Source organism: Flavobacterium sp., from assembly GCF_040402955.1.
In the GTDB taxonomy this organism is placed as follows: Bacteria; Bacteroidota; Bacteroidia; order Flavobacteriales; family Flavobacteriaceae; genus Flavobacterium.
Window position 1 is genome coordinate 1 of record NZ_JBBALQ010000024.1, and the last position, 20,584, is coordinate 20,584.

The window sequence follows — 20,584 nt, forward strand, 5'->3', positions numbered from 1 at the left end:
TAATTCGGATATACAAAGGGCTGTGTCCTGTTTGATCTACCTGGTGCGTTCTTAAAATTAGTTTTACTGATGCCATAATAATAGGAATTTAGAAATGTTATACTACTTTTGTAAAGTAATGCAAACGAGTGAAAGTGTTGTAAATAAAGGGTTTTCAATTGGGTGCATCGTGATACGAAGGTACAACATTGGGTACAACAAAACAAGTATTTCGTTGCTTTTTGTTGCTTAAAATTGCATTGTTCATTTTTATAAAGTCAATTAATACAACACTTTAGGTGCAAATGGGAGGGTTGAATGAAAAATTGTAGATAACTTGTATATATGCGAAATAAAGTTTCGTATATACACCCCTAATTGTTTAGCTATGCGAAGTTTTGTTTCGTTTTATTAAAATCAAAAATAATAAATTATTTACTATATTATCAAAAAAAATACTTATTCAATAGAATGGAAGAAGGAAATAAAAACTGGTTTATTCTATAACCAATTCTTTCAATTGTTCGCGGTATTTTTCTAAAATATCCGCTTTGGATAGGAAACCAATAAATAGTTTATTTTGCACTACGGGTAAAATGGCTTGGTGGGTGCTTTCAAATTTATTCATTATGCTTTCAATAGGATCTTCAAAATCTACAATGTCTTTCTCTTTTACCGGTTGTAGTACTTCAGTAATAGACGTAAATTTTACTTTAAACGCAGAAAATATAATCGGACGAATATCATCTAAATAAATCAAACCTATTAGTTTGTTGTCGTCATTTAAAACAGGAAAAATAACATCATCTGAAGTGGCTATTTTTTCAATTAATGCTTCTAAAGTTTTAGATTCGGTTACGGGTGTAAAATGATTGTTAATTAGTTTTTTAACATCAATAGATTGTAATATATTTTTATCTTTATCATCTGTAAAAACGTCGCCTTTATCGGCAAGGTTTTTAATGTCAAACGAGTACGGTTCAAAGTGTTTTGAAATAGCAAAACTTATAGAAGAAACCAACATTAAAGGTACCATTAAACTATAGCCACCCGTTATTTCGGCAATCAAAAATATCGCAGTTAAAGGCGAATGGAACAAACCACTCAACACACCCGACATTCCTACTAATGTGAAATTACTAATAGGCAAATTTGTAATTTTCAACATATTAATAAAGTACGCAGTAGAAAACCCTAAATACGAACCTACAAATAAAGAAGGTGCAAAGTTACCACCATTACCACCTGCACCTAAAGTAATTCCGGTAGCGAAAACTTTAAATAATAAAGTTAAGGTAATGAAACCAAAAATAATCCATTTGTTGGAATCAAATTTTTCTACAAGGGTGTTTTCTAATAATTTTTCAGGCTGGTTGGCCGCTAAGAGTTTTATGCCTTCGTATCCTTCACCAAATAAACTGGGGAATATAAAAATTAGTATTCCTAATATAAGCGCACCAAACAAGGCTTTTCGGTAGGTATTTTTACTTCGTGTGGCGAAAAAATGTTCTACTTTTCTAAAGTTTCTTGCATAATGAATGGAAACAAATCCAGACAAAATCCCTAAAATAATATAAAAAGGAATGTTTTTAGAATCAAACTCTTGTATCGATTTGAAACTAAATAACGCATCTTCATTTAATAATAACATCGATACGATAGATCCTGTTGCGGCGCTAATTATTAAGGGTGTAAAAGCTGCTATACTAATTTCTGCCAAAACAACTTCTATGGCAAACAAAACACCTGCAATAGGCGCGTTAAAAGCTGCGGCTATTCCGGCTGCCACGCCACAAGCCAAAAGTAAAGTTCTGTCTTTGTAACTTAAACGGTATTTTAAAGCATAATTACTCCCAAAAGCGGCACCTGTAATCGTAATTGGCGATTCTAACCCAGCACTTCCACCCATACCTACGGTTAACGAACTGGTAATAATTTGGGCATACATTTGTTTGGCTGGAATCACGCTGCGTTTTTTTGCCACGGCATACATAATTTGCGACGTTCCTTTTTGTATGTTTCCGTTTAAGAAATTTTTAACTACAAAAACCGTTAGTAATATTCCTATAATAGGCAAGGTACTTTTGCTGTAAGGTAAATGCAGTTTTGTGTTTAGATATTGTGAAAATAAAAATACGTTGTGGGCAAAGGTTTTTAATACAATTACCGCCAAAGCAGCTGATAATCCTACCAAAACACTTGAAATGTATAAAAACTGACGCGGTTCTAAAACCGACTTCAGTTTAGAAAAATAGTTTTCAAAAAAATGCGCTATTTTTTGTAATCGTTTGAACACAAATGTTTTTATTTAGAATGGCTAAAATACGCTAATTTTTTAAAAGATAAAATGTTTTGGGTACACAGATTTGACAGATGTAACGGAATTTATTTTGCTACTATTCTGTTTAAGAATTATATTGAAAATCATTTTTCAATTTGTCTAATTCTAATTTAGTTTGATGTTGTAATGCTGTAAAAAACGCTAAAAATTCGTGTTCAATTTCTGAAGAAAACGCTTGAATTTCTTCTATCGCAGCGGGCATATTTACTCGGTTTTTAGTACGATAATCCATTTGAAATAATATTAATTCCAACCCTTCTAATGATTGATAACACACCAACCAATTGGTTTTTATCATATAGGGTAATGCATTTTGCGTTTTTGGTGTTAAAATTGCATATTCCTTTTGTAGTAGGTTATAAAAATCATCGGCATACTGTTCAAGAGGTATGTCAGAAAATTGCTGCCAGTTTTTTGCTAAAAAATGATCGTATACAATATCCATTATCACACCCGAATAATGTCCGAATTTCTGATGTAATCGATGTTTGCTTTTACGATATATTTCGTGAGCATCGGTATACGTATCAATAAAACGATGTAATTTAATTCCAATTTGAATCCCAACTGGATACTGCTCATAGTGTTTTCCTTTCACAGCATCGGCCATAAAATTGCCAATTTTAATGAAATTATCTTCACCGGAAAGATAAATGTGTGCGAGATAGTTCAAGTTTGTGGTTGAGTTGTTTATTTGGTTATTCGTTTATATGGAAATAGTATTCTTAAACACAGATTTTAGAAATTTATATAATTTTTTAAATCCGTGTTACAAAAAATGATAGTTGCTATTTCTTTCGTAAATATATAAAATTCTTTGCTTGTTTTATTGTTATCTTAGGCTGAAGATTTATATTTGTATTTTATGCGGGGTTTACTTTTCAACTAATAAACCTTTTAAACTTTATAAACATTGAATAATGACATTAATAAAATCAATTTCAGGAATTAGAGGTACCATTGGTGGGAAAGTAGGCGATAACTTAACGCCTGTAGATGCGGTAAAATTTGCTTCGGCATATGGTACGTTTTTAAAAAACACATCTACCGTTACAGATAGAAGGCTTAAAGTTGTAATTGGTCGTGATGCTCGTATTTCTGGACCTATGATTCATAATTTAGTGCAAAACACCCTTTTAGGATTAGGAATTGATGTTATCGATTTAGGTCTTTCAACAACACCAACAGTAGAAGTAGCAGTACCAATTGAACAAGCGGATGGTGGTATTATTTTAACGGCTTCTCACAATCCGAAACAATGGAATGCCTTAAAATTATTAAATGCCAAAGGTGAATTTTTAAGTGGGGCAGATGGTGCTAAAATATTAGAAATTGCTGAGGCAGAAGCGTTTGATTTTGTAGATGTTGATAGTTTAGGTGAAGTTACGAGTAACGATTCTTATATGGATATTCATATTGATGAAGTATTGGAATTACCTTTAGTTGATGCAGATTTAGTGAAAACTAAAAAATATAAAGTTGTTGTAGATGGAGTAAATTCTTCTGGAGGAATTGTAATTCCTAATTTATTAGAACAAATGGGTGTGGAAGTTGTAAAATTATATTGCGAACCAAACGGACATTTTCCTCATAATCCAGAACCTTTAAAAGAGCATTTAATGGATATATGTAAGCTTGTTTTAGATGAAAAAGCCGATTTTGGAATAGTAGTAGACCCAGATGTAGATCGTTTGGCATTTATTTCAAATGATGGTGAAATGTTTGGAGAAGAATATACGTTAGTGGCTGTAGCCGATTATGTTTTGAGTAAAACACCAGGAAATACAGTTTCTAATATGAGCTCGTCTCGTGCGTTGCGTGACATTACTGAAAAACATAATGGAAGTTACCAAGCCAGTGCCGTTGGCGAAGTGAATGTAGTAGAATTAATGAAAAAAACCAACGCCATAATTGGTGGTGAAGGAAATGGCGGAATTATTTATCCAGAATTACATTACGGTAGAGATAGTTTAGTTGGTGTTGCTTTGTTTTTAACGTATTTAGCAGGTCAAGATAAAACCGTTGCCGAATTACGTGCCAGCTATCCGCAATATTATATGAGTAAAAATAAAATTGAATTGACACCACAAATAGATGTAGATGCCATTTTAGAATCTTTGACTCAAACTTATAAAGACGAGCAGATTAGCACAATTGATGGAGTAAAAATTGATTTTGCTACCGAATGGGTACATCTAAGAAAATCGAATACTGAACCTATTATCAGAATTTATACAGAAGCACCAACGCAAAACGAAGCCGATGTTTTAGCTGAACGTTTTGTAAAAGAGCTGAAAGTAATTGCTGGGATATAGTAAAAGAAATTATACCTGACAGGTTTTAAAAACCTGTCAGGTTTGAAATATAAAAAAACCGTCAAGTTTTAAACGTGACGGTTTTTTTTATCGTAAATCTAAAATCTAAAATCGTAAATCGTAAATCTTAAATATGAATCACTTCATCATAAGCAGCAGCAACTGCTTCCATCACGGCCTCACTCATAGTAGGGTGTGGGTGAACGGTTTTTAAAATCTCGTGTCCTGTAGTTTCAAGTTTTCTTGCTACAACAGCTTCTGCAATCATATCAGTAACTCCTGCACCAATCATATGGCAACCTAACCATTCTCCGTATTTTGCATCGAAAATTACTTTTACAAATCCGTCTGTAGTTCCTGCAGCAGTAGCTTTTCCTGAAGCTGAGAACGGGAATTTTCCTACTTTAATATCATATCCTTTTTCTTTAGCTGCTTTTTCTGTTAAACCAACTGAAGCAATTTCTGGAGTAGCATAGGTACAACCAGGTATGTTTCCGTAATCTAAAGGTTCTACATGTAAACCTGCAATTTTTTCTACACATAAAATTCCTTCTGCAGATGCCACGTGTGCTAAAGCCTGACCAGGAGTAATATCTCCAATGGCATAATATCCAGGAACATTAGTTTGATAGAAATCGTTTACTAAAATTTTGTCTCTGTCAGTAGCAATACCTACATCTTCTAAACCAATGTTTTCAATGTTTGTTTTAATTCCAACTGCAGAAAGTAAAATATCCGCTTCGATAACTTCTTCACCTTTAGATGTTTTTACAGTTGCTTTTACGCCTTTTCCTGAAGTGTCAATTTTTTCCACAGATGAATTGGTCATAATAGTAACACCTGCTTTTTTCATAGAACGTTCCATTTGTTTTGAAATGTCTTCGTCTTCAACAGGAACTATATTTGGCATAAATTCTACCAAAGTAACTTGTGTTCCCATTGCATTATAAAAATGAGCAAATTCCACTCCAATTGCACCAGAACCTACAATAATCATAGATTTTGGTTGCGTGGCTAAGGTCATCGCTAATCTGTAACCAATTACTTTTACCCCATCTTGTGGTAAGTTTGGCAATTCACGAGAACGTGCACCAGTTGCAATAATAATATTATCTGCTGAATATTCTGTAACTTTTCCATCAGCGGCAGTAACATCAATTTTTTTGCCTGGTTTTACTTTTCCAAAACCATCAATAACATCAATTTTATTTTTTTTCATTAAGAATTGAACACCTTTGCTCATTCCACCTGCCACATTACGTGAACGGGCAACCACTGCGCTAAAGTCTTTATCTACATTATCTACTTTTAATCCGTAGTCGGCAGCGTGTTTTAAATAATCGAAAACTTGTGCTGATTTTAGTAAGGCTTTTGTTGGAATACAACCCCAATTTAAACATACCCCACCCAGACTTTCTTTTTCAATAACGGCAACTTTAAATCCTAATTGTGAGGCTCTAATTGCTGTAACATATCCACCAGGACCACTTCCTAAAACTATAATATCGTATTTCATTTTTTTTGTGTTTTGTATCTTAATTTTCTTGTTGCGAAATTAGTAAATATTTATTTATTTTTTATGTGTTTTTTAGTTTAAAGGGAAAAGTCTAATCTCTATTTTCTGTTTTTTCAAATTGGGCTTCGTATAATTTTTTATAAAATCCGTTTTCAATTTGTAATAATTCTTTGTGCTTGCCTTTTTCTACAACTATACCTTTATCCATTACTAAAATGGTATCCGCATTTACAATAGTTGCCAAACGGTGTGCAATTATGATAGACGTTCTTCCTTGTGTCAATGTGAGTGTGGCTTTTTGAATTAATTCTTCCGAGTAGGAGTCGATTGATGAAGTGGCTTCATCCAAAATTAGGATACTTGGATTGCTAATATAAGCTCGTAAAAAAGCAATTAATTGACGCTGTCCAGACGATAACATCACCCCACGTTCTTTAACATCATAATCATATCCGTTAGGTAATGACATTAAAAAATCGTGAATACCAATTTTTTTGGCAGCTTCATACACTTGTTCTCTTTTGATACTTTCATCAAAAAGCGTAATGTTATTATAAATGGTATCGGCAAATAAGAAAACATCTTGTAAAACCATAGCGATTTCATTTCTTAAGCTATCAAGCGTATATTCATTAATGTTGATGTTATCAATTAATATTTTTCCAGAATCGATTTCATAAAATCGATTCAGTAAATTGATAATTGTTGTTTTACCCGCACCAGTGGCTCCAACAATAGCAATTGTTTCACTGGCTTTTACTTCTAAATTAATACCTTTTAAAATTTCTTCCTCTTTTAAATAACTAAATCGCACATTATCAAAAAGTATGTTTCCTTTAAATGTATCCGCATCAATTGTTCCGCTGTCTTGCACTTCTGAATTGGATTCTAAAATTTCAAAAACTCGGTCTGCTGCTACAATTCCCATTTGCATCACATTAAATTTATCAGCAATTTGGCGTAACGGCGTGTATAGCATAGCAATATACATATTAAAAGAAATAAGTTGTCCTACGCTGGTATGGGTGTCGCCATTTATAATAAATAGGGCACCAAAATATACAACTAATCCTAATGTAATACTCGAAACAATATCGGCAATTGGAAAGAAAATACTATTGTATAAAATGTTTTTTAACCAAGCTTTGTTGTGTTTGTGATTGATTTCCTTAAATTTTTCTAATTCAATTTTTTCTCTATTGAATAATTGCACGATTTTCATTCCCGTTAATCGTTCTTGGATAAATGTATTTAAGTTGGCCACTTCATTTCGTACTTCGTTAAAAGCTATTTTCATTTTTTTATTGAAAATATTCGTGGCGATTAGAATTACTGGCATAATTAGCAAGACTATGCAAGTAATTTTCCAATTGATTACTAACATAAAAATTAACACGATAATCATTTTTAAGACATCGCTAATAATCATAAACAAACCTTGACTAAATATACTTGCAATGTTTTCAATATCCGATACACATCGCGTAATTAACTTCCCAACTGGTTCATTATCGTAATATTTAATTTTGAAACTGGCTAAATGCGCAAACAATTTTTCACGAATTACTTTTACAATATCTTGGCCTAACCAACTTGAAATGAAAACAAAAAAGTATTGTGCTACCACTTCTAATAGTAGTACCATAAACATAATGGCTACCAATACTTTTATATTATACGAAGCATTTCCTTCTTGTAATACATTACTAATTAGGTTTAAAAAGTAATCCTGAATGACATTGGTTTCTTTGTTGGTAGTAACAAAATATTTATCGATAGTAATATTTAATATTAATGGTCGTAGTCCTGCAACAATGGCTAAAAATATAGCCCAAAATGCTACCGAAAAAAGTTTACTTTTAAAAGGAATGGCATAACGCATTAATTTTTTAAAAGAAGATGATTTTAAAACGCTCATTTGGCTTATAGTTTTTTGAAGGCTAAAGGTACGGATATTTTACTTTTGTTAAATACAATCCGTGAGCAGGAACAGAAAAACCAGCATTATTTCGGTTTTTGCTTTCAATAATAGTTCTAAAATCGGAAATAGATGTTTTATGAATACCAACATTTATTAGCGTTCCAACAATGGCACGTACCATATTTCGTAAAAATCTATCGGCGGTAATGGTAAAAATAATCTGATTTCCGTTTTGTTGCCAATGTGCTTCTGAAATTTTACAATTAAAGGTTTTTACATCGGTATGAATTTTAGAAAAACATTCAAAATCAATATATTCAAATAGAATTTTGCAGGCGTCATTCATCAAATCTAAATCTAAATTATGATGTACTTTCCAACTGCCATCAGCATTAAAAACGTCTTTAAATGTAGTAATGTGATATTCGTACGTTCTACTCGTGGCATCAAATCTAGCATGCGCATCAGGTTGTACTTCAATAATATTAAAAATGGCAATATCTTTTGGTAAAAAAGAATTTAGCTTTTGAATAGTAGTAGGAATGTCAAATTCAATTTCTGTATCAAAATGGGCGAACATTTGCTTGGCATGCACCCCAGAATCGGTTCGTCCTGCACCAACAATTTCAATTTTATCTCGAAGTACTAAAGATAAAGCGGTATCTAAAGTTTCTTGTATTGAAATGGCATTCGGTTGTATTTGAAACCCAAAATATTCTTTTCCGTTATATGCAAATTCAATGAAGTATCTCAATTATATTTAAGTTTCTAGGTTTCTGAGTTGCAAAGTTACTAAGAATTTGAATTATTATATTCAATGTTTTCTTAAAAATAAACAATAAACTATATTTTTTTGTCAACTTTGCAGCTTAGTTACTCTGTAACATAGAAACTCTTATTAAATGAAAAAAATAGTACTCCTTTCAGATACACACAGTCATATTGATGATACGATTTTAAAATATGTAAAATTGGCTGATGAAGTATGGCATGCTGGAGATATTGGCGATTTAAAAGTTACGGATACCATTAAAAAGCTAAAACCTTTACGAGCAGTTTTTGGAAATATTGACAATCACGAAGCTCGTTTGGAATTTCCTTTAAATAACCGATTTTTATGTGAAGGTGTTTCTGTTTTAATTACTCATATTGGTGGCTATCCAGGCAAATACAGTCCGGTAATAAGAGAAGAGATTACCAAAAATCCGCCAAAGTTATTTATTTGTGGCCATTCACATATATTAAAAGTAATGTTTGATAAAAAACTCAATTGTTTGCATATGAATCCGGGAGCAGCAGGCATTTCAGGATTTCATCAGAAAAGAACGATGTTGCGTTTTGAAATTGATGGCGACAAAATTCAGAGTTTAGAGATTATTGAAATAGGGGATAAGTAGCTTCGAGAGCCTCAGCTACCATTATATTAATTCACAGCTTCCACATTGTTGGCTCAGGCACTCGAAGCCAACAATAAAAAATAATTAATTGTTATATTCGAAGCCAAACTCATATAAAACGAAAATCCGCTTTGATTTCTCAAAACGGATTTTCTACGCACTAATAAGCTAAGATGATAGGTTTATCGTATTCTGTCCACAGATTTTACGAGATCTTCGTCCTTTTTAATTGCTTTGTTAGCCAAAGCAAGAAAAACGATAGAAAAAATTGGTAGAAACATCCCAATACCCTTCTCAGAAACTTTCGCTTCTCCAGATAGACTTAGTGAATGATATACTAATAATCCTATTATAATAAAGTTTAATATCATATTCAGTCTGTTTAATACAAACTGGTTTTGTCTTTTTTTGAAACTAAAAATACTTAAAACTGCTAAAATAGCTGAAATCAAAAACAATCCTATATATATTGTATTGGAATTCGCATATACCTCTAATTTACTTTCAGTTGTCCAAATTTTAATAAAAAAAGGAAGCATACCTGAAATCAGCATACACAGTAACAAATATATCGTTTGAATTCTTTGTAACATTTTTAATTTTAATTAGAACAAAAATAAGTTTTCTTTTTTAAAAAAACTATTGTTTTATAATAAAATATTCGTATTATTGCATCAAATAATCGTAAGTACTTCATATACGATACTTTAAAAAAGCAAAAAAATCTCATCACAGTTTTTTTATTAAATTAAGATTAAAAAATCAATCAACATTTATGTTTGACACATCTACACTAAAAGGGATGAAACTCTCTGATTTGCAAGAAATTGCCAAAGTAGCTAATATTCAAAAATTCAAAACTTTAAAAAAAGACGAATTAATTACTCAAATATTAGACTTACAAAATTCATCTGAAGCACCTTTTCAAGTTTCTAAACCAGTTAAAAAATCAACTCCTGTATCTAAAGTTATTGAAGAAGCAGTTGAGGAAACAAATACTAACGAAACTTCAGATAATGAAGCAAAAACACAACGTGCTCGAATAAAAAAAGTGGTTGTAAAGCCTACAAATAGAGAGAAAGAAGCTGCTTCATTTGATTTAGATGCAGAAAAAAAATCTGAATCGTACAGCCAACAACCTAAAGAAGCCGTTGAAAACAATTCAGAAAATACAACTGAAGAAATAAAATCTGAAACTACAGAGCAAGAAAAAACCAATACCAATCCCAATTTCAAAAAGAACAACAATCCGAAGTTTGCTAAAAACAACGGAAATAAAAACTTTAGAGAATCGGATTTTGAATTTGATGGAATTATTGAAAGTGAAGGCGTTTTAGAAATGATGCCTGATGGGTATGGTTTCTTACGTTCTTCGGATTATAATTATTTGGCCTCTCCGGATGATATTTATTTATCACAATCGCAAGTGCGTTTATTTGGATTGAAAACGGGAGACACTGTAAAAGGTGTGGTTCGTCCTCCAAAAGAAGGAGAGAAATTTTTTCCTTTGGTTCGCGTATCAAAAATTAACGGACACGACCCACAAGTCATTCGTGACCGAGTTTCTTTTGAACATTTAACCCCACTTTTCCCTGAAGAAAGATTTAATTTATCAGGAAAAAACACATCTATATCTACACGTATTATCGATATGTTCTCGCCAATTGGTAAAGGACAACGTGCGATGATTGTGGCACAACCTAAAACCGGTAAAACGATGTTATTAAAGGATATTGCCAATTCTATTGCGGCCAATCATCCTGAAGTATATTTAATTGTTTTATTAATTGACGAACGCCCAGAAGAAGTTACCGATATGCAACGTAGTGTGCGTGCCGAAGTAATTGCTTCTACGTTTGATGAACCTGCAGACCGTCACGTAAAAGTGGCAAACATTGTTTTAGAAAAAGCAAAACGTTTGGTAGAATGTGGGCACGATGTAGTAATTTTATTAGATTCGATTACACGTTTAGCAAGAGCATATAATACGTGTCAACCTGCATCTGGAAAGGTATTAAGTGGCGGAGTAGATGCCAATGCGTTACAAAAACCTAAACGTTTCTTTGGAGCAGCTCGTAATATTGAAAACGGTGGTTCGTTAAGTATTATCGCAACTGCATTAACAGAAACTGGTTCTAAAATGGACGAAGTTATCTTTGAAGAATTTAAAGGAACAGGTAATATGGAATTACAATTGGATAGAAAAATATCTAACAAACGTATTTTCCCAGCTATCGATTTGGTTTCTTCAAGTACGCGTCGTGATGACTTATTATTAGATAAATCTACATTACAACATATGTGGATTTTACGTAAATACTTAGCCGATATGAATCCTGTAGAAGCTATGGAATTTATTGAATCTCGTATAAAACGTACTAAAAACAATGAAGAGTTTTTAATTTCTATGAATGATTAGAAATTGATAACAATACAAATAAAAAAGCCGATTTCCCTAAGAAAATCGGCTTTTTACTTTTAATAAATATTTTACTTCAATCCAGCGATACTTTGCTCAATTGTTGCAATTTTTGCTAAAGCATCGGCTTCTTTTTTACGTTCATTTTCTATAATTTCTGGTTTAGCGTTAGCTACAAATTTTTCGTTAGATAATTTAACTTGTACGGATTTCAAAAATCCTTTCGTGTAATTTAACTCTTCGGTTAATTTTGCAATTTCTGCTTCTACATCAATGTTTCCAGTAATTGGAATGAAATATTCGTTAGATTTTACTCGATACGATAAGGCACCATCTACTTTTTCAGTTACATATTTTAAATCAGTAATATTACCTAATTTCATAATGATTGAATCGAAATAATTCGACGCTTTTTCATTATTTACTACTCGTAATTCAATTACTTCTTTAAATGGAATGTTTTTATCTTTTCTAATCGTTCTAATTCCAGAAATAACATCGGTTGCAAAATCAAAATCAGCAATTAATTTTGAATTTACAGAAGTCATTTTCGGATATTCAGCTACAATTAGCGCTTGTTCTGTTGTTCTTTCTGTAATGTGTTGCCAAATTTCCTCCGTTAAGAAAGGCATAAATGGGTGTAATAATTTTAAATTATTTTCCAACATTTCAATGGCTTTATCAAAAGTCGCTTTATCAATCGGTTGTTGATACGCTGGCTTAATCATTTCTAAGAACCAAGAACAGAAATCGTCCCAAACTAATTTATATGTCGCCATTAAAGCTTCAGATAATCTGTATTTTTCAAAATTATCTTCAATATCTAATAAGGTTTGTTGCAGTTTTGCTTCGTACCATTCGATTGCTACTTTTGAAGATTCTGGTTGTGGAATTGTTTCTGAAACTTCCCAACCTTTAATCAATTTAAATGCATTCCAAATTTTATTGGTAAACGCTTTTCCTTGATTACATAATTCTTCATCAAATAAAATGTCATTTCCTGCAGAAGCACTTAATAATAATCCTACACGAACGCCATCGGCACCAAATTTTTCAATTAAACCAAGTGGTTCAGGAGAATTTCCTAATGATTTTGACATTTTTCGTCCTTGACTATCACGAACTAAACCTGTTAAATATACATTTTTAAAAGGTTTTGCATCGGCATATTCGTAACCTGCAATAATCATACGCGCTACCCAGAAAAATAAAATATCTGGACCTGTAACTAAATCGTTAGTTGGGTAATAATATTTGAAATCTTCATTTTCTGGATCCATAATTCCACCGAAAACAGCAATTGGCCATAACCAGGAGGAGAACCAAGTATCAAGTGCATCAGCATCTTGACGTAAGTGTTCAGTGGTCAGTTCTGAGTTGGCAGTTTTTACTTTAGCTAAAGCTAAAGCTTCTTCTTTTGTTTCAGCTACAACGAAATCTTCTTTTCCATCGCCGTAGAAATAGGCAGGAATTTGTTGTCCCCACCACAATTGACGAGAAATATTCCAATCGCGAATATTATTTAACCAATGTGCATAGGTATTATTAAAACGATTAGGATATAATTTTATTTCGTCAGATTCTAAAACCGCGTGAATAGCAGGTTTTACTAAATCTTCCATTTTCAAGAACCATTGGTCAGATAAACGAGGTTCGATAACGCATTTTGTTCTTTCAGAAGTTCCTACGTTGTTAGTGTATTGTTCTACTTTATCTAAAGCATTAATTGAAGTTAATTCTGCTTCAATTTCTGTACGAACTACAAATCGGTCTTTTCCTTCATAATGCAAACCGAACGAGTTTAAAGTGGCATCTTCATTAAAAATATCAATTATTTCTAAGTGGTGTTTGTCACCTAAAGTTTTATCGTTTACATCGTGAGCTGGTGTTACTTTTAAACATCCAGTTCCGAATTCTAAATCCACATATTCATCTTCAATAATTGGAATTACTTTTCCAGAAATAGGCACAATTGCTTTTTTTCCTTTCAAATTGAAATGTCTTTCATCATTTGGATTAATACAAATAGCAGTATCTCCGAAAATGGTTTCAGGACGAGTAGTAGCAACTACCAGAAATTGGGTATTGGGTGTTGGGTTTTGGGTATTTTCTTCGTCAAGAATTTGATATTTGATGTAATATAATTTTCCTTGACGTTCTTCAAAAATTACTTCTTCATCAGACAATGTTGTTTTCGCTTCAGGATCCCAGTTTACCATTCGATACCCTCTGTAAATAAGTCCTTTGTTGTATGAGTCTACAAATGAACGAATTACAGAAGCCGACATATCTGGATCCATAGTAAATTTTGTACGGTCCCAATCACAAGAACATCCTAATTGTTTTAGTTGTTCTAAGATTGTTCCACCGTATTTGTCAGTCCAATCGTATGCGTGTTTTAGGAATTCTTCACGAGTTAAATCGAATTTATCAATGCCTTCCGATTTTAATTTCGCGACAACTTTAGCTTCAGTAGCAATAGAGGCGTGGTCTGTACCAGGCACCCAACACGCGTTGAAACCTTTTAATCGCGCACGACGAATTAATACATCTTGAATGGTATTATTCAACATATGTCCCATGTGTAATACTCCAGTTACATTTGGTGGAGGAATTACAATAGTATATGGTGTACGATGGTCTGGAGTAGAATGAAAATAGTTGTTTTTCATCCAATAGTCGTACCATTTTTGTTCTACGGATTTGGCGTCAAATTGGGCTGGTATCATTTATATTGTATTAATTGTAAGTAATTGCGTCTTTTGGTATACTTTTTGAAATATATCTGCAAAAGTAATTATATAAAATAGAATAAAAAAAAGGTATTTACTTTTTGTTAGTTAGTTTAAATAACATATTTTTACAATTCTTAAATTAATATAAAAATGAAGAAATTAGTATTTATTTTAGGTTTAATGGTAACCAGTTTATCAGCTTATGCACAAAGTGGTGCAAAAATTGAATTTAAAGAAGAAACCATTAATTATGGCGAAGTCTATAAAGGCGTAGATTCAGGAAAACGAACTTTTGAATTTACCAATACGGGCGATATGCCATTGATTATTAAAGACGCGAAAAGCAGTTGTGGTTGTACGGTTCCAAGTTTTCCTAAAGAGCCAATTGCGCCAGGAGCTTCTGAAAAGATTGAAGTGCAGTACAATATGAATCCAGGCCCGATTAGCAAAACAATTACTGTAGAAACTAATGCAGTTAACAAAGAAAACGGAATGGTAGCTTTACGAATTAAAGGAACGGTTTTAGTAAAAGAAGAAAAAAGTATTTTAGAAAAAAAATCCGCAGGACCGCTTTCTAAATAATCAAAATATATTTAAAATGAAAAAGCCAGAATAGTAATTATTCTGGCTTTTTTGTGTATTATAGTTTGATTCTTACCAAGCTAAGTTTACTTTTAATTCAAATTCATCACTAATTGTTTTGTCTCCTAAGTCTGAGAAAAATGAACCAGAACCGTATTTGATATCGTATTTTGTTCTATCTACTTTTAATGTAGTAGTTGCTGTATTTCCTTTTACAGTAATGTCAAAAGTAATTGATTTAGTAATTGATTTGATAGTTAAATCAGCAGTTACAGTATATAAACCATTTCCTTTTCCACTGATTGTTTTGAAAACTAAGTTAGCTGTTTTATGTTTTTCAACACCAAAAAAGTCTTCCGCTTTTAAATGTCCGTCTAAACTTTCTTTACCTTGACCCGGTTTTAAGTCTGTTGTATTAATTGAAGTCATATCAACAGTAAATGTTCCGCCTTTTAATACTTTTCCATCAAATACTAAAGCACCACTTTGTAAACCAATAGTTCCAGAATGTGAACCTGTTACTTTTTTTCCAGTCCATACGATTCCGCTTTTTGATACATCGATTTTTTTTGTTTCTTGAGCATTTGCTGTAAATGTTACCAATGTTACTAATGCTACTGCAATTGTTTTTAAATTTCTCATGTTTGTTAAATATTTAATTATTAAATTATTTCAAATAATTCAGTTATTGGTTTTCTTACTTTTGCATAATGTTGCGTGTCATCTTCATCATGTCTGTAACCAATTGTTGCTACTAATGTAGCATGTAATCCTTTTTCTGTTAAACCTAAAATTTCGTTATACTGCTCTGGTAGAAATCCTTCCATTGGCGTAACATCAATTTTTAATTCAGCAGCTGCGTTTAATAAATTCCCTAATGCTAAATAGGCTTGCTTTTGAGCCCAAATCAATTGTTTTTCTGGAGCTAAAGTAGTAATATTTCCTATCATAAAATCAGCATACCCTTTTACGCTATCAAATGGAATATTTCTTGTTTTCGCCATGTTTTCTGCATATTTAGTAATAAACTCTGCATCTACATTGGTTTCACTTGCAAAAACAAATAGGTGAGAGGCGTCCGTAATTTGACTTTGTCCCCAGGAAGCTGGTTGTAATTGTTTTCTAATTTCTTCGTTTTCAATAATTAAAACTTTATACGGTTGTAAACCATAAGAAGAAGAAGATAATTGAATAGCTTCTTTTAAAATTTCTAAATCTGAATTAGAGATTTTCTTTTCGTTGTTAAATTTTTTGGTAGCGTAACGCCAATTCTGATTTTCAATAAATGTGCTCATAATTAATTTCTGTACTTTTCTAATAAATTATTTAATAATGTTAATTCTTCTGTTGTTAAATTGCTTGCTAAACTGTTTTCATGTGCAATTACTATAGGATCTAATTTTTTTAATATTTCTAACCCTTTTTCTGTAATTGTTATTTCCATTTTTCTTTTATTGGATGGGCAAATTTTTCGTATAACCAATTCCTTTATTATTAATTTGTCTACCAAACGCGTGGTATTACTGTTTTTAGAAATCATGCGTTCTTGAATTACAGACATATTTGCCGGTTTTCCTTTCTGACCTCGCAAAATACGTAATACGTTATATTGTTCGCTAGATAAATCAAAAGGTTTTAATATTTCTAAAAAACGATCCATTATAACACTTCTTGAAAAAGATAAATTCAGAATTACCTTTTTTGCTAAAGATAATTCTATCGTACTTTTTATTTCTTCTTCAATTTTCATTGCTTTTTTATTTGTTGGTACAAATGTATAATAAATATTTTATTTGTATATACAAACGTTATTAAATTAATGTTAAATTTTCAAAATAATTCTAAAATGCTTTAATTAGAAGTTCTAGTGAAAAAATAAATTTTTATATCTAAATTCTTGTTGTAAATTTGATGAAAATTAAACGTATATGAATTTAGAACAAAAAGAGTGGTGGGAAGGTTTTTTAACCACTGAAAACGCAGTTATTTTAGATGTAAGAACAGAAGAAGAAGTGGCAAACGGTTACATTCCAGAAGCTGTAAACATTGATATATATAAAGGACAAGGTTTTATTTACCAAGTGGAAGAATTAGATAAAGAAAAAACGTATTTTGTATATTGTTTAGCAGGAAGTAGAAGTGCACAAGCTTGTGGTATTATGAAACAATTAGGTTTTGAAAATGTTTACAATCTTGCAGGCGGAATTTCGCAATGGGAAGGTCCTATTGAAAATTAAATTTAGCAAAGGTGCTTAATGAAGAATTATAAAAACAGTTTCTTTTATTTACTTGTTGTAGGTATATTTTCGGCTTTAATTTATTGGACAATTAAAAACGGAAAATTATTAGAAAAATCTGATGTATTAAAAGTAGCTTCACCTGAAAACTCATATTATCAGGAGTTTTTGGATTCTTTGCATCATAACCTAACCCATGAATTGGCAATTTTATTGGCTCAAATTGTTACTATAATTTTAGTAGCCAGATTTTTTGGTTTAATTTGTAAAAAAATCGGACAACCTTCCGTAATTGGTGAAATTATAGCAGGTATCGTTTTAGGTCCCTCATTTTTTGGTAGTTATTTTCCAGAATTTTCGGTAGTATTATTTCCAACTACTTCCTTAGATAATTTAAAATTTTTAAGTCAAATTGGCTTGATCTTTTTTATGTTCGTTGTTGGTATGGAATTGGATTTAAGAGTGTTACGAAACAAAGCTAAAGAAGCTGTTATAATTAGTCACGCAAGTATTATTATACCGTTTACGTTAGGATTGGTTTTAGCGTATACAATTTATACCGATTTTGCACCAAAAGGAATTGAATTTATATCTTTCGGATTGTTTTTGGGTATTGCAATGAGCATAACTGCATTCCCAGTTTTAGCCCGAATTGTACAAGAACGTGGGTTACAAAAAACAAGAATTGGCGCCATGGTAATTACTTGTGCTGCAGCAGATGATATTACCGCTTGGTGTTTATTAGCAGGAGTTATTGCAATTGTAAAAGCGGGTTCAATAACGAGTTCATTATATATTATAGTGCTATCTTTTATTTATGTAGTAGCCATGATAAAATTGGTTCGTCCATTTTTAAGACGAATTGGAAACTTGTACGATACGGCTGAAAAAATAACAAAACCAGTTGTAGCTATTTTCTTTTTGACCTTATTAATTTCTTCGTATTTAACTGAAATAATTGGAATTCACGCTTTATTTGGTGCCTTTGTTGCAGGTGTTATTATGCCTGACAATATGAAATTTCGCAAGATGTTTATCGAGAAAATAGAAGATGTTTCATTAGTGGTTTTATTACCTTTATTCTTTGTATTTACAGGTTTAAGAACTGAAATAGGCTTACTAAACAGTCCTGAATTATGGAAAGTTTGTGGACTTATTATTGTTGTTGCAGTAGTAGGTAAGTTTATTGGAAGTGCCTTGGCGGCAAAATTTGTGGGTCAAAATTGGCGCGACAGTTTAACCATTGGAGCCTTAATGAATACGCGAGGTTTAATGGAATTAGTTGTGCTTAATATTGGTTATGATTTAGGTGTATTAACCAAAGAAGTTTTTGCAATGATGGTTATTATGGCTTTGGCAACTACTTTTATGACAGGACCAGCATTAAATTTAATCGACTTAATTTTTAAACCAAGAAAAAATAGTATTCCAAATACGTCAGATAATTTAGAGTATAAAGTTTTGGTTTCTTTTGAAAATCCGGAAGACGGAAAGCCTTTATTAAAAGTTGCAAATAATTTTATTAGTTTAGAAAAAGAAAAGCAATCCATTACGGCAATGTATATTTCTTCCACAAATGAGGTAAATCCGTATAAGATTGAAGAATATGAACGCGAAAGTTTTAAACCTATATTAAAAGAAGCCACTAAGTTAAATCGAAATATTGAAACACTTTTTAAAGCTTCTAGAGATATAGATTCCGATATTGTTGAAGTGAGTAATAAAGGTGAATTTAATTTCTTGTTGATTAATATTGGTTCGTCTATTTTTGAAGGAACACTTTTGGGTAAAGTATTAGGAATTACATCTAAAATTATAAATCCTGAAAATTTATTAAATACGTTTACAGGAAAAGAAAAATTGTTTGAAGTCAATTATTTTGATGACAAAACGCAAGCCATTATTAATAAAACAGAAGTGCCTTTGGGTATTTATGTAGATAAGGAGCTTACCAAAACAGAAAATATTTCTGTAATTTTATTTAATAATGAAGATCAATTTTTGTTAGATTACGTAAAATTATTGAAGAAGAATTCTCAAGCTAAGATTTCAATTTTTGATACCTATGATATTGTAAATGAGAAAAATAAAATTACTCACGAAAATGTGAAAGTAATTCATTCATCGAAATTAGAAAAAGATTTCTTAAAAGAACAAGATTTATTAATCATGAGTATTGATAGTTGGAAAAAACTAATTGATACCAGAAGTGTTTGGTTAAACAATACACCATCGCTTTTAATAATAAAACCATAATATGTTACAAATAGGTGTGTACCACACATTAAAAATAGATAGAGAAACAAAAGTAGGTTTGTTTCTTACTAATGGGAAAGACGATGTTTTATTACCAAATAAATATGTTCCAAATGATTTTACAATTGGTAATGATTTAACGGTTTTTGTATATTTAGATCACGAAGAACGTCCTGTAGCTACAACATTAAAACCATTTATTTCCTTAAATTCTTTTGCTGTTTTGAAAGTAAGTTACATCAATTCATTTGGTGCCTTTTTAAATTGGGGAATGGAGAAAGATTTGTTTGCTCCTTTTAAAGAACAAGCCCGCCCAATGGAAAAAGACAAACGTTATATTGTAACGATGTATTTAGACAAACAAACGGGTAGGTTAGCGGCATCAAGTAAAATCAATCAGTTTTTAGATAAAGAACCTTTGGATGTTGAAGTGGGGCAAGAAGTTGATCTAATGGTTTCCCATATTACAGAAATTGGAATTAATGTAATTATCAATGGAAAATTTAGAGGATTGGCGTATCAAAATGAAGTTTTTGAAACCGTTTCTCCAGGATATAAAACCAAAGGCTATATTAAAACCATTCGCCCTGATGGAAAAATAGACGTTTCCTTCCAAAAACAAGGATTTGAAGCCATAGACGATTCTTCTCAACAAGTGTTAGAAGCTTTGAAACAAAATGATGGTGTACTGAGATTAAATGACAACAGTCATCCAGAAGAAATTAAATCGGTTTTAAAAATGAGTAAAAAAACATTCAAAAAAGCCATTGGAAGTTTATACAAACAAAAATTGATTGATATTAATAACGAAGGCATTCAGTTGGTGTAGCTTTGCTTTGTCATCCTATGTTTGTACTTTATTTAGGATTTACAAAAATTAAAGTAA

The 20,584-nt window shown here is 31.6% G+C and carries 17 protein-coding genes; 7 read left to right on the plus strand and 10 right to left on the minus strand.

The window, feature by feature from the left end; translation table 11 throughout:
- Window positions 1-475 precede the first annotated feature (475 nt).
- Both ABWP78_RS08595 and ABWP78_RS08600 read right to left on the minus strand, forming a co-directional pair.
- Window positions 476-2,275, minus strand: a complete 1,800-nt coding sequence (locus ABWP78_RS08595; RefSeq protein ID WP_353170560.1) for a chloride channel protein — start codon at window positions 2,273-2,275, stop codon at window positions 476-478.
- A 109-nt stretch (window positions 2,276-2,384) separates the two neighbouring features.
- Window positions 2,385-2,993, minus strand: a complete 609-nt coding sequence (locus tag ABWP78_RS08600) for an acyl carrier protein phosphodiesterase (RefSeq protein WP_353170561.1) — start codon at window positions 2,991-2,993, stop codon at window positions 2,385-2,387.
- 247 nt (window positions 2,994-3,240) lie between these two features.
- On the opposite strand from ABWP78_RS08600, the gene glmM reads away from it, so the two are divergent.
- Entirely contained in the window at window positions 3,241-4,635 is a 1,395-nt protein-coding gene (gene glmM, locus ABWP78_RS08605) for a phosphoglucosamine mutase (protein WP_353170562.1), read from the plus strand.
- Window positions 4,636-4,762: 127 nt separating this feature from the next.
- On the opposite strand, the gene lpdA is transcribed toward glmM, so the two are convergent.
- The 3 genes from lpdA to truA form a co-directional block, all read right to left on the minus strand.
- Complete coding sequence (lpdA, locus tag ABWP78_RS08610) at window positions 4,763-6,151, minus strand: dihydrolipoyl dehydrogenase (protein WP_353170564.1); 1,389 nt, start codon at window positions 6,149-6,151, stop codon at window positions 4,763-4,765.
- A gap of 91 nt (window positions 6,152-6,242) precedes the next feature.
- A complete protein-coding gene (locus ABWP78_RS08615; RefSeq protein ID WP_353170565.1) occupies window positions 6,243-8,069 on the minus strand; it encodes an ABC transporter ATP-binding protein in 1,827 nt (608 codons plus the stop codon).
- Between the two features lie 22 nt (window positions 8,070-8,091).
- Window positions 8,092-8,826: a tRNA pseudouridine(38-40) synthase TruA gene (gene truA, locus ABWP78_RS08620; RefSeq protein WP_353170567.1), complete on the minus strand. Its 735-nt coding sequence runs from the start codon at window positions 8,824-8,826 to the stop codon at window positions 8,092-8,094.
- 148 nt (window positions 8,827-8,974) lie between these two features.
- On the opposite strand from truA, the gene ABWP78_RS08625 reads away from it, so the two are divergent.
- Entirely contained in the window at window positions 8,975-9,469 is a 495-nt protein-coding gene (locus ABWP78_RS08625; protein ID WP_353170569.1) for a metallophosphoesterase family protein, read from the plus strand.
- 182 nt (window positions 9,470-9,651) lie between these two features.
- Here ABWP78_RS08625 and ABWP78_RS08630 read toward each other — a convergent pair whose 3' ends face one another.
- Complete coding sequence (locus ABWP78_RS08630; RefSeq protein ID WP_353170570.1) at window positions 9,652-10,062, minus strand: DUF4293 domain-containing protein; 411 nt, start codon at window positions 10,060-10,062, stop codon at window positions 9,652-9,654.
- Between the two features lie 182 nt (window positions 10,063-10,244).
- On the opposite strand from ABWP78_RS08630, the gene rho reads away from it, so the two are divergent.
- Window positions 10,245-11,888 carry a transcription termination factor Rho gene (gene rho / locus ABWP78_RS08635; protein WP_353170572.1) on the plus strand — a complete coding sequence of 548 codons (1,644 nt, stop codon included), beginning with the start codon at window positions 10,245-10,247 and terminating at the stop codon, window positions 11,886-11,888.
- Between the two features lie 71 nt (window positions 11,889-11,959).
- Here rho and ABWP78_RS08640 read toward each other — a convergent pair whose 3' ends face one another.
- Window positions 11,960-14,617 carry a valine--tRNA ligase gene (locus ABWP78_RS08640; protein ID WP_353170573.1) on the minus strand — a complete coding sequence of 886 codons (2,658 nt, stop codon included), beginning with the start codon at window positions 14,615-14,617 and terminating at the stop codon, window positions 11,960-11,962.
- A gap of 156 nt (window positions 14,618-14,773) precedes the next feature.
- Between ABWP78_RS08640 and ABWP78_RS08645 the strand changes: the two genes are divergently transcribed.
- Window positions 14,774-15,205 (plus strand): DUF1573 domain-containing protein, encoded by a 432-nt coding sequence (locus ABWP78_RS08645; protein WP_353170575.1) that lies wholly within the window; start codon window positions 14,774-14,776, stop codon window positions 15,203-15,205.
- Window positions 15,206-15,277: 72 nt separating this feature from the next.
- Here the strand turns inward: ABWP78_RS08645 and ABWP78_RS08650 are convergent, their stop codons facing one another.
- The 3 genes from ABWP78_RS08650 to ABWP78_RS08660 are packed head-to-tail and all read right to left on the minus strand — an operon-like array spanning window position 15,278 to window position 16,955.
- Window positions 15,278-15,847, minus strand: a complete 570-nt coding sequence (locus tag ABWP78_RS08650) for a YceI family protein (protein WP_353170576.1) — start codon at window positions 15,845-15,847, stop codon at window positions 15,278-15,280.
- A 20-nt stretch (window positions 15,848-15,867) separates the two neighbouring features.
- Window positions 15,868-16,500 (minus strand): NAD(P)H-dependent oxidoreductase, encoded by a 633-nt coding sequence (locus tag ABWP78_RS08655; protein WP_353170578.1) that lies wholly within the window; start codon window positions 16,498-16,500, stop codon window positions 15,868-15,870.
- A 2-nt stretch (window positions 16,501-16,502) separates the two neighbouring features.
- On the minus strand, window positions 16,503-16,955 hold the full coding sequence (locus tag ABWP78_RS08660; protein ID WP_353170579.1) for a MarR family winged helix-turn-helix transcriptional regulator: 453 nt from the start codon (window positions 16,953-16,955) through the stop codon (window positions 16,503-16,505).
- A 178-nt stretch (window positions 16,956-17,133) separates the two neighbouring features.
- On the opposite strand from ABWP78_RS08660, the gene ABWP78_RS08665 reads away from it, so the two are divergent.
- The 3 genes from ABWP78_RS08665 to ABWP78_RS08675 are packed head-to-tail and all read left to right on the plus strand — an operon-like array spanning window position 17,134 to window position 20,527.
- Window positions 17,134-17,442, plus strand: a complete 309-nt coding sequence (locus ABWP78_RS08665) for a rhodanese-like domain-containing protein (RefSeq protein WP_353170581.1) — start codon at window positions 17,134-17,136, stop codon at window positions 17,440-17,442.
- An 18-nt stretch (window positions 17,443-17,460) separates the two neighbouring features.
- Complete coding sequence (locus ABWP78_RS08670) at window positions 17,461-19,698, plus strand: cation:proton antiporter (protein WP_353170583.1); 2,238 nt, start codon at window positions 17,461-17,463, stop codon at window positions 19,696-19,698.
- A gap of 1 nt (window position 19,699) precedes the next feature.
- Window positions 19,700-20,527: a CvfB family protein gene (locus tag ABWP78_RS08675; protein ID WP_353170585.1), complete on the plus strand. Its 828-nt coding sequence runs from the start codon at window positions 19,700-19,702 to the stop codon at window positions 20,525-20,527.
- Window positions 20,528-20,584: the final 57 nt, after the last annotated feature.